Annotated in this window: 9 protein-coding genes; 4 read left to right on the forward strand and 5 right to left on the reverse strand. The window is 62.8% G+C overall.

Translation table 11 applies throughout. The features are described from left to right. Positions 1-580 precede the first annotated feature (580 nt). From G6027_RS05425 to G6027_RS05435, 3 genes are all read left to right on the forward strand, one after another. Positions 581-1,717: a site-specific integrase gene (locus tag G6027_RS05425; RefSeq protein WP_067718693.1), complete on the forward strand. Its 1,137-nt coding sequence runs from the start codon at positions 581-583 to the stop codon at positions 1,715-1,717. After that, positions 1,710-2,063 (forward strand): helix-turn-helix transcriptional regulator, encoded by a 354-nt coding sequence (locus G6027_RS05430; protein WP_067718690.1) that lies wholly within the window; start codon positions 1,710-1,712, stop codon positions 2,061-2,063. Before G6027_RS05425 ends, G6027_RS05430 begins: the two co-directional genes overlap by 8 nt. 90 nt (positions 2,064-2,153) lie before the next feature. Beyond that, the gene (locus G6027_RS05435) at positions 2,154-3,548 is read left to right on the forward strand and encodes a Fis family transcriptional regulator (RefSeq protein ID WP_346995638.1); all 1,395 of its coding nucleotides are present in this window, start codon (positions 2,154-2,156) and stop codon (positions 3,546-3,548) included. A 236-nt stretch (positions 3,549-3,784) separates the two neighbouring features. Here the strand turns inward: G6027_RS05435 and G6027_RS05440 are convergent, their stop codons facing one another. The 5 genes from G6027_RS05440 to G6027_RS05460 all read right to left on the reverse strand — a co-directional run bounded on the left by G6027_RS05440 (position 3,785) and on the right by G6027_RS05460 (position 7,812). Beyond that, entirely contained in the window at positions 3,785-3,943 is a 159-nt protein-coding gene (locus tag G6027_RS05440; protein ID WP_182636110.1) for a hypothetical protein, read from the reverse strand. A gap of 42 nt (positions 3,944-3,985) precedes the next feature. Then, a complete protein-coding gene (locus G6027_RS05445; RefSeq protein WP_182636112.1) occupies positions 3,986-4,318 on the reverse strand; it encodes an Lsr2 family protein in 333 nt (110 codons plus the stop codon). A gap of 144 nt (positions 4,319-4,462) precedes the next feature. Next, entirely contained in the window at positions 4,463-4,720 is a 258-nt protein-coding gene (locus G6027_RS05450) for a Txe/YoeB family addiction module toxin (protein ID WP_182636114.1), read from the reverse strand. A gap of 1 nt (position 4,721) precedes the next feature. Further along, entirely contained in the window at positions 4,722-4,979 is a 258-nt protein-coding gene (locus tag G6027_RS05455) for a type II toxin-antitoxin system prevent-host-death family antitoxin (RefSeq protein WP_182636116.1), read from the reverse strand. 85 nt (positions 4,980-5,064) lie between these two features. Beyond that, on the reverse strand, positions 5,065-7,812 hold the full coding sequence (locus G6027_RS05460) for an ATP-dependent RecD-like DNA helicase (RefSeq protein ID WP_182636118.1): 2,748 nt from the start codon (positions 7,810-7,812) through the stop codon (positions 5,065-5,067). A gap of 309 nt (positions 7,813-8,121) precedes the next feature. Between G6027_RS05460 and G6027_RS05465 the strand changes: the two genes are divergently transcribed. Next, positions 8,122-8,436: DNA-binding protein (locus G6027_RS05465; RefSeq protein ID WP_182636120.1), on the forward strand; the 315-nt coding region annotated here is incomplete at its 3' end.

Below are 8,436 nucleotides of genomic sequence, written 5' to 3' on the forward strand. Positions count from 1 at the left end.
CCGCGCCTGCTGATGAAGCGCCGGGTTCTGAGGTGTCGAGTTGCCAGTGCGAGCGGGACTCAGGGTCGCAGTCGCGGCTATTTCATCCGAGCCAGCCCTATAAGAAGGTCTGGTTGCACATTCCGCACCCGCGTCCAGCGACTCGCGATATGTGCGAAAGTGTCGCGAAAAACGCGAACCGCGACGAGTAATCACAGGTGACAGCAGTATTCGGCGATCTGGGTCGTTTCGCGCTCAACGCCCGAAAGGTGCTGAAGCGACGACTTTTTGGTCGATCACGCGCAGGTCGTCGGCTGTTCGAGACGGGACGAACGTGCGAGCCGTTCGGGGAGCGGTCGAGTTCGCGAGATTCACAACTCGGCATCGTCGGCTTTACATAAGATAACTTATCGGCGTTAAACTCTCGGGAGTAGTGGTAGGTGCGGTTACTGCCGTCCACCTGGGATGATGGGGTTTGCGCTGGTGGGCGGCGGGGTTGGCTGGCGTGGTGTCGGCGCCGCGGATGTGATGCTTGTGCGTCGGTCCAGCGCCCCGTAGGTTTCTTGCATTAGATGCAGGTTTCCACGGGTCGGAGGTCGGCGTGGACGGTGTCCCGGGATTCGTTCCGCGGTTGTTGCGCGACGGTGAGGTCGGCCTGTTCCGTGCCGAGGACCGCGTGTTTGAAGCAATGGTCGAGGGTTGGCGGGCGCAGATGCTGGCGCGTGGGCTGACGAGAGCAACGATCGACGGGCGCTGCGGGGTGCTGCGCCGGTTCCAGGAGTTCGCCGGGACGTTCCCGTGGTCGTGGAGGCCGGTCGATCTGGATGACTACATGGCTGGGCGGCGCTCGGGTGAGAAGCCGGTGAGCTGGACGACGCTGCGTTCGGACAGCAATGCCATCGCGATGTTCTGTGCCTACGTCTCGAGCTCGAGCTACGGGTGGGGTGCGCTGTGCCAACGGGTCTTCGACGATGTTCCGGCCCAGATCGCGTTCGAGTGGAACACTCCGCGGCACACCTGCGAGGATGCTGTTCCGGCTGGCCGCCGGGCCTTCACGGCCACGGAGCTGCAGAGACTCTTTGATGACGTGGACGACCGGGTCGATCGTGAGTTCGCTGCTGGGAGTAAGCGCTGGCTTCCCCTGTTGCGGGACTCGATCGCGTTCAAGGTCTGCTACGCCTATGGGCTTCGGCGTCGCGAGGTGGCGATGCTGGACGTGCAGGATTTCGGCCCCAACCCGCATGTGCCTGCGTACGGCGACTTCGGCGCGGTGACCGTCCGATGGGCCAAAGGCACCACCGGGTCGGGGCCGCGACGACGCACCGTGTTGACGGTCCCGGAGTTCGACTGGGTGGTTGACCTGCTCCGATTCTGGATCACCGAGCGTGGCCGGCGGCACTTCGCCACCGCTGACCGATCGGCGGCGCTATGGCCGAGCGAGCGCGCCGAGCGGATAAGAGTGGGTAGCTTGAGTGATGCCTTCGCTGCCGCCCGCGAGGGCGCCGGCTTGCCGAAAGAGCTCGGACTGCACTGCCTGCGACACTCCTACGTCACGCACTTGATCGAGGCCGGCTACGACCCGGCGTTCGTGCAGACTCAAGTCGGTCATGCCTATGCGTCGGTCACCGGGCTGTACACCTCGGTCGGCAACGATTTCAAACAGAAAACCATCCAGCACATGATCGCTTCGCGGCTGGACGGACACGGCAGGAAGCAGGACGGAGACGCTGATGGCTGAGCAACGACGCATCGGGTATCGCTGGAATCTGCGGACGCAGATGGCGCAGCGCAACCTGTGGAAGAGCACCGAACTGGTGCCGTTGTTGAGGGCTCGGGGCATCAACCTGTCCGAGAGTCAAGTCTACCGGCTGGTGACCGGCACACCAGAGCGGATCCCGGCACGCACGTTCGCCGCGCTCTGCGACATCCTCGACTGCGAACCCGGCGAGTTGTTCGAGCCGTTCGTGGAGATTCGGGCAGCGGCCACCGCCCAGGCGCCGAAGCGGCCGGAAGACCTGGGGGTGGCACCCGGCCAGCCGATCGCCCCCCGGGTGAGACTCGTCCGGGACGACAACGAGGACTGACCGATACCGATGGCCAGGCCCCGCAAACCCGACGACCCGGACCTACGTCGCGTGTGTCCGTGTGATCGCTGCGGCTTGGGCTACCCGCTGGTGGTCACCTGGGGCCCGGAGGATCAGATCTGCGGCTACTGCTACCAGCAGGCCAAACGCACCCGCGGCACCTGCGACTGCGGCCACATCGGCGTCTTACCGGGCCGAGTAGATGGGCGCCCGGCCTGCCGGGCGTGCGCCCAGATCACCCTCAACATCGATTGCGTGCGCTGCGGCGCCGAGGACGAGATCTACCGCGCCAGCCTGTGCTGGCCATGCGCACTGAGCGAGACCGTCGACGGACTGCTGACCAACCTGGACACCGGCACCATCGCCGAGAGGCTTATCCCCCTGGCTGAGGCGTTGAAATCGATGAAACGCGCCAACAGTGGACTGACCTGGATCCGCCAGCGGCACGTGACCGACTTCCTGAAACAGTTGGCCACCCTCCCGGAGCTCACGCACGAGGCGATCGATGCACTTCCACGCTCGCGCACCCGCGACTACGTGCGCGGGCTCCTAGTCGAGCACGGTGGCCTGCCCCGACGTGATGAGCTGCTTGTCCGCTACCAAGCCTGGGCGGACACAGCACTGGAGAGGCTGACCGAGGACACCAACCGGGCCGTCATTGACCGCTATATCCGCTGGCACCATCTGCGGCGCATGAACCAGATGGACCTCGTCCCCCACGGCACCTTCCTGCGCAGCAAGCAGACCGTCACCGTCGCGATCAACTTCCTCAACTGGCTCGGCGAGCGCGACATCGCGCTCGCCGACGTCGGCCAGGGCGAGGTTGACGCCTGGATCGCCGGCGGGCCGACCACGCGACTGCTCGTCGATCGGTTCCTCGGCTGGGCCATGGACACCAAGAACGCCCCACAAGGGCTCACCGTGCCCCGCCATCGCCGCGGTAACAGCACCACACTCAGCGCCACCGACCAGGCCGCCGCCCTGGACCGAATAGTGGACGGCGACACCCTGACCACACGAGACAAGGCCGCGGCGATACTGGTCCTTGTCTTTGGCCAACAGATCCAGGATATTGCCGCGCTGAACTGGGACGACATCACCGTGACCGAGGACCTGGCGACCATTACGCTCGGCAGCGGCCCGATCGTGTTGCCCGCCCCGCTCGACGGGTCGTGGCGTGAACTTCTGGCCAACCCTGGCCACGATCAGACCGCCGCTCACCCGAGAAGCAACTGGGTCTTCAGAGGGCATTCCCCCGGCATGCACATCGATCCGATGCACCTACGCCTCCGGCTACGAGACCACCTCGTCAGCGCCCGCGCCGCCCGACTCGGCACACTGCATGAACTCAGCAAGACCGCCCCGGCCGCCATCATCGCCGATGTCCTGGGCTATCACCCATCGACCATTGAGCGCCACGCTGTTGACGCGGCAGGTACGTACGCCGAATACATCGTCGCCGTACGCGAGTACGGCCAGAGGTGATTCTGCGGCGAATTACCGAGCCATCGGTAACAGGGGAAATAGGTAACAGGGAACAAGTACTGTTACCGGCGTGGAGAGGGCCACAGAGTAATTCGCCGCTCGAGACACCGCGATCAGATCGCCTACTCCCGACTTACGAACACCCGCTCCTGCCAGCAACATAATTGCTGGTGAGGGCTCTTTGTGTGCGTTCTAGATGCGCAGGCCAGCATCCGGGAACGGTGGTCTGACTAACCTCAGTTGAGCCGCGGACGGTCAGTAAAGCCCATGAAGCACTGTTCGCACTGGAACACGAACTCCCCGAACCCTTCCCAGGGCATATGTGGGCCGGACTTGTCGCACGTGGGGCAGTCCATCATCGAGTACGCGCTGCCGCCGCTCTGGATGTAGGTCATGGGTTGGCTTTCTCAGTTGTTAGCCCCCGTGGGTCACCGGGGCTAGTTCGCGGCTGCGTATGCCTGCATGACGTCGGCAGGGATGCGTCCGCGGTCGGAGACGTCGTAGCCATTGTTGCGGGCCCACTCGCGAATCGCTTTAGTGTCCCCGGACGTGGCCGCGGTTTTGCGGGCAGTCTTGGCCTTGCTTCCGGTGACCCGGTGGCCGGCGTCGATGTACGGCGCTACGGCCTCGCGGAACGCCTGGGCGTTGTCGTCGCTGAGGTCGATGGAGTATTCCTTGCCCTCAAAGGCGAACGAGATGGTGTTCGACGTCTCACCCAGGTCGGTTCCATCGAGATCGTCGATGAACCTGACCTGAAATTGCTGAGCCATTGCTTCCCCCTACAGTGATGGCAGTTATTGCAGAGTCACAGTATGCATCACAGGAATGAATGAGACGCGATCACATTCCTCGGCGATTGAGGCCAAGGGTGTTTCGCGAACTGCATCTCGTTCGTATCGGTTTGGGCCTCGAGGTCACCCGTAGTGGTAGCGGCAGGTGGCGATACGTACTTCGGTGTCGGTGACTTTGTAGACGAGGCGGTGTTCGTCGGTGATTCGTCTGGACCAATATCCGGCGAAGTCGTATTTGAGGGGTTCGGGTTTGCCGATCCCGTCATTGCCGTTGCGTTTGATATCCAGCAGGAGGGAATTGATCCGTTTGAGGATCTTGCGGTCCTGCTGTTGCCACCAGAGGTAGTCCTGCCAGGCGTTTTCATCCCAGACGAGCAGCATGTCAGTCGGCGTCGAGCAGCTCGCGGGTCTGACCTCGGCCGGCCTCGAGCCTCTCCATTGCGTCCAAGAGCCGGCGGGCGTTGGCCGGGGATCGCATCAGGTGGGCGGTCTCGCGCAGTGACTCGTAGTCCTCGAGGGAGACCATGACCACCGGCTCATGGCCAGCACGGGTGATGACGACCTCTTCGCGGTCATTGGTGACCCCGTCGAGGACCTCGGCGTAGCGTGCCCGGGACTCGGTGTAGCTCATAGTCTTCATGTCGAACCTCCTGTACGTAAAACCGTACAACGTCGGAGTGTGCGGGGCAACTTGTCTCTCTTCGTTGCGGAGCGTCGATGCGCGTTCAGGGAACCCGCCGCACATGCTGCATACGCGGCCGCTGGGTTACCGCAGCGACGCCCCGCCGCGCGCGCAGCAGCGCCTCGTCCTTGATGTTCTCGCTCACGACCATTCGGCTGAGGATTCGCTTCTGCGTTTCGGGTGTCCAGTAGATCTTGAGATGCTGACGAGCCCGGGTGATGGCGGTGTAGAAGATGCTGTGCGAGATTCGCTTCTCACTGGCGTCTGTGATCACAACTTTAACGCTCGCGAACTCGAGGCCCTGCGCGCGGTGGATCGAGACGGCGTACGCGATCTGGAACGGCAGCACCGTGGTCGAGGAGTCGTCATCGTCATCAGTATTCGCACGCTCGAGCACGTCGAACTGCACGACGGTGTCCGACACCCACCGCAGGTCCGCACCCCAGAAATCCGCTGTCGTCACGGTTCGCTTGATGTCAACGTCGAAGGTGATCCGGCCGGGTACGTACTCGATCTTGGTGATCGTGCCCTTCATGTTGTTAAAGATCACCGGCCGGAACCGGTCTGTCTCGTTAAAAAGAACGGGGTCGCCGACCTTGAAAGTTGAATCGCCCCACACGACGGCGGGGTTCGGGTTACTCGTCTGCATAAAGCGGTTGATGTTGTTAATGCCGTAGAGACCGTCGTAGTTCAGGCAAAGCACAATCTCGTCCGGGTCGACGCGAGCGAATAGCGATCCATCAAGCGCCCCGGCGTACGCGCTTCCAGAGATCGACTCCTCGATTCTGTCGTCGAGCGTCCGCACTCGGTTCCAGAGCGTCAGTAGGGCACCGTCGTTCGTGCGGTACGGCTCCGTGAGCTCAGACACGGAGTCGGGCGGGATGTATGAGCGGATCGTCCTGAACCAGTTGCCGAACTCTATTGACTCGATCTGATAGACGTCGCCGACTAGCACGAGGAGGTCGAACGAGGTCTTATCTAGAACCTTCAGCAGATCGGCGTTGCCGACGGTGCTGCACTCGTCAATGACGAGCAAATCGAAGTGCATCCAGCTCGTGGACCCGCTTCCCAAGTGGCTGTCGATCGTGCTGAAGTGCGCATCGCTCGAATCGGCGCGACTACGAAGGTTGTCGACGGCGGTGTTGGTCTTGGCGAGGAAAAGCTGCCGAGTGCCGTCGAAGTACTTGGAGATGTGCTCCACCATGCGGGTCTTGCCGGTCCCGGCCGCACCGTAGATGAGGGCGACTTTGGACTCCGCAAACAACCGAGTCAGCGCGTCTGCCTTCAGCTCATCGTCAATCTCAAATGGGTTGGCATCGATCCATGCCCTCGCGTCAGTCTCGTGATTAGCGAGACCGCTTGCCGCGATTGCCTGAAGCTTGCTGATGATCGTGACCGAGTCGTTTTCATATCCGGTGATGAGGACATGGCCTTTGTCGTGCTCCATGACCCGCGGCTTGTGCTTCTCTGTCGGAGGAAGGAGGCCGTTGTACTTCGCGACCAGCTGATCGAGGTCGCCGAGGTCCTCGAGCTCGGTGTCCGGCGTGTAGATGGTGCCGTGTTGCTCGACGTTGTTCATGACGCGGCGAGCCAAGAACTCGTGCTCGCGCCCCTCATTGCTGAGCGCCGTGGCGAGGTCGAAGAAGCGCGGTGTGTGGCGGCGAGGGTAGGAACAGAAGGGCATGGTGTCGAAGGGGCGTGACATCGGAGTGAGATGTAGGTTCGACAGCGGCCCACAACGTTCTGGTTGGTACTGCGCTCGTACCACCATGTTGTTCATACCCAGAAGCAGGTAACGCAGGATCCGCGAACCGGGCCGGTTGTGTCGGATGATGTCTCGCGAGCTCTGGAGCATGGTGAAGATCTCGTCCGACCGCTTGATGCCGTCGGTCGCCCACGTGCGAATGCGCCCGAAGTCCGCATCGGGCATATCGATCAAGTCCAGCAGGCTGAACTTGGTGGTCGTCAGGTACTGCATGAGGTTGCGGTACTCGAGTTGCCCCGCCTGCACCTTGGTCTGCTGACCGAAAAAGCGCGCGTAATTGTTGAACTCGCAGGGACGTATCGACACCTCCCACGAGCGAATCAGGACGATCGGCATAGCTTGTCCGAACACAGCGATTGAGCTGCGCTCCAACTCAATGTTCGCGGCGTAGGAGTCCGACACTTCGATGTTGGTGAAGCCGATGATGCGGTCGAACTTGCTCGTTCTATTGTGCGCCGGCGCGAAGGTGACTTCGTAGTAGATCCGCCTACTCGCATAGAAGGGCCGCGAACTGAGGACGTAGTACCGATCGCGTCGCGGACCGCCCGGAGGCGCCGAGCCCGGCGCTGCGATCTGGGCCGCGATCTTCTCGTGGTACTCGCGAAGCAATGGATCGAGGTCGAGAGGGAAAAGCTCGAGGTTTCGCAGGATATCGGTGCCGAGGTGATCTTTCGCGATCTGGCGCGTGCGCAGCAGGTACTCGTAGTACTTCAACATCAGCCGCTCGGAAGGGTCGCTGTCGAGCGTGAAGTGGGACACGCTGACCTGCAGCATGGCGTGAAAGCGCGTCAGCGGACGGTACTTGGCCTGCGCCTTCGCGAAGTCACGAGCGGGGTCGAACTGCGTCTGGTAAGTGAAGCGCAGCGCTGGATCGCCCGTATGCGCCCAAACGATCATCGCTTCGACGAGATCGCGGAGGTACTGCAGAACGTTCTTCGAGAGGAACCCTCGGTCCGCGGTGATCATCGAGATGTTCGTGTCGATGGCATCGCTGGCAGCGCGAACTTGCCCCTCAAGCGTTGCCATTAGAGGACCCGCTCGTGGAGCTGATCAGCAGCGAACCCAGCCGGGTCGTCCGCAGCGATTAACATATGCGGATCTTAACTGCGCCGACCGATGGTCCTGCCCGCACAGGCCCTTCGCTCCGCTCGCGGCCACTCAGCGGCATCATTTGGCTTGGCGCCGGGGTTGTCCGCGCCGACGGGCAGCATCACCCCGAGGCCACCGCGACACAACGGCACGCGGGCTACCCGCCGAGCGCGGCTGCGGTAACATCGGTAACCAGTAACGTTACCGGTTACCCGTTACCAAGTACCGAACCCGGAGAGGCTTGCCATGTCGACGTCGGAGAAGATCGCCAAAGCGTACGGGGTGCTGCTCGCGCGGGGTGAGAAGGTCACCGTGCGGGCCGTGCAGCGCGAGGCGGGAGTGCGGATCGGCGAGGTGGCCGCGTGGATGCGTGAGCACGCCGGCGGGGCGGCTGGGGATGTGCCCCAGGCGCCGGATCTGTCTGAGGCGATGACGCCGATGGTGCAGTCAGTGTGGGCTGCGGCGTGGAAGCGAGCCGCGGAGCAGGCCGATGAGGCGACCGCGGTGGCGCTCGATGCCGCTCGCGGCGGTGAGGCGCAGGCCTTGGAGGCGGCCGAGCAG

The sequence above is a fragment of the Dietzia sp. SLG310A2-38A2 genome (assembly GCF_014145095.1).
In the GTDB taxonomy this organism is placed as follows: domain Bacteria; phylum Actinomycetota; class Actinomycetes; order Mycobacteriales; family Mycobacteriaceae; genus Dietzia.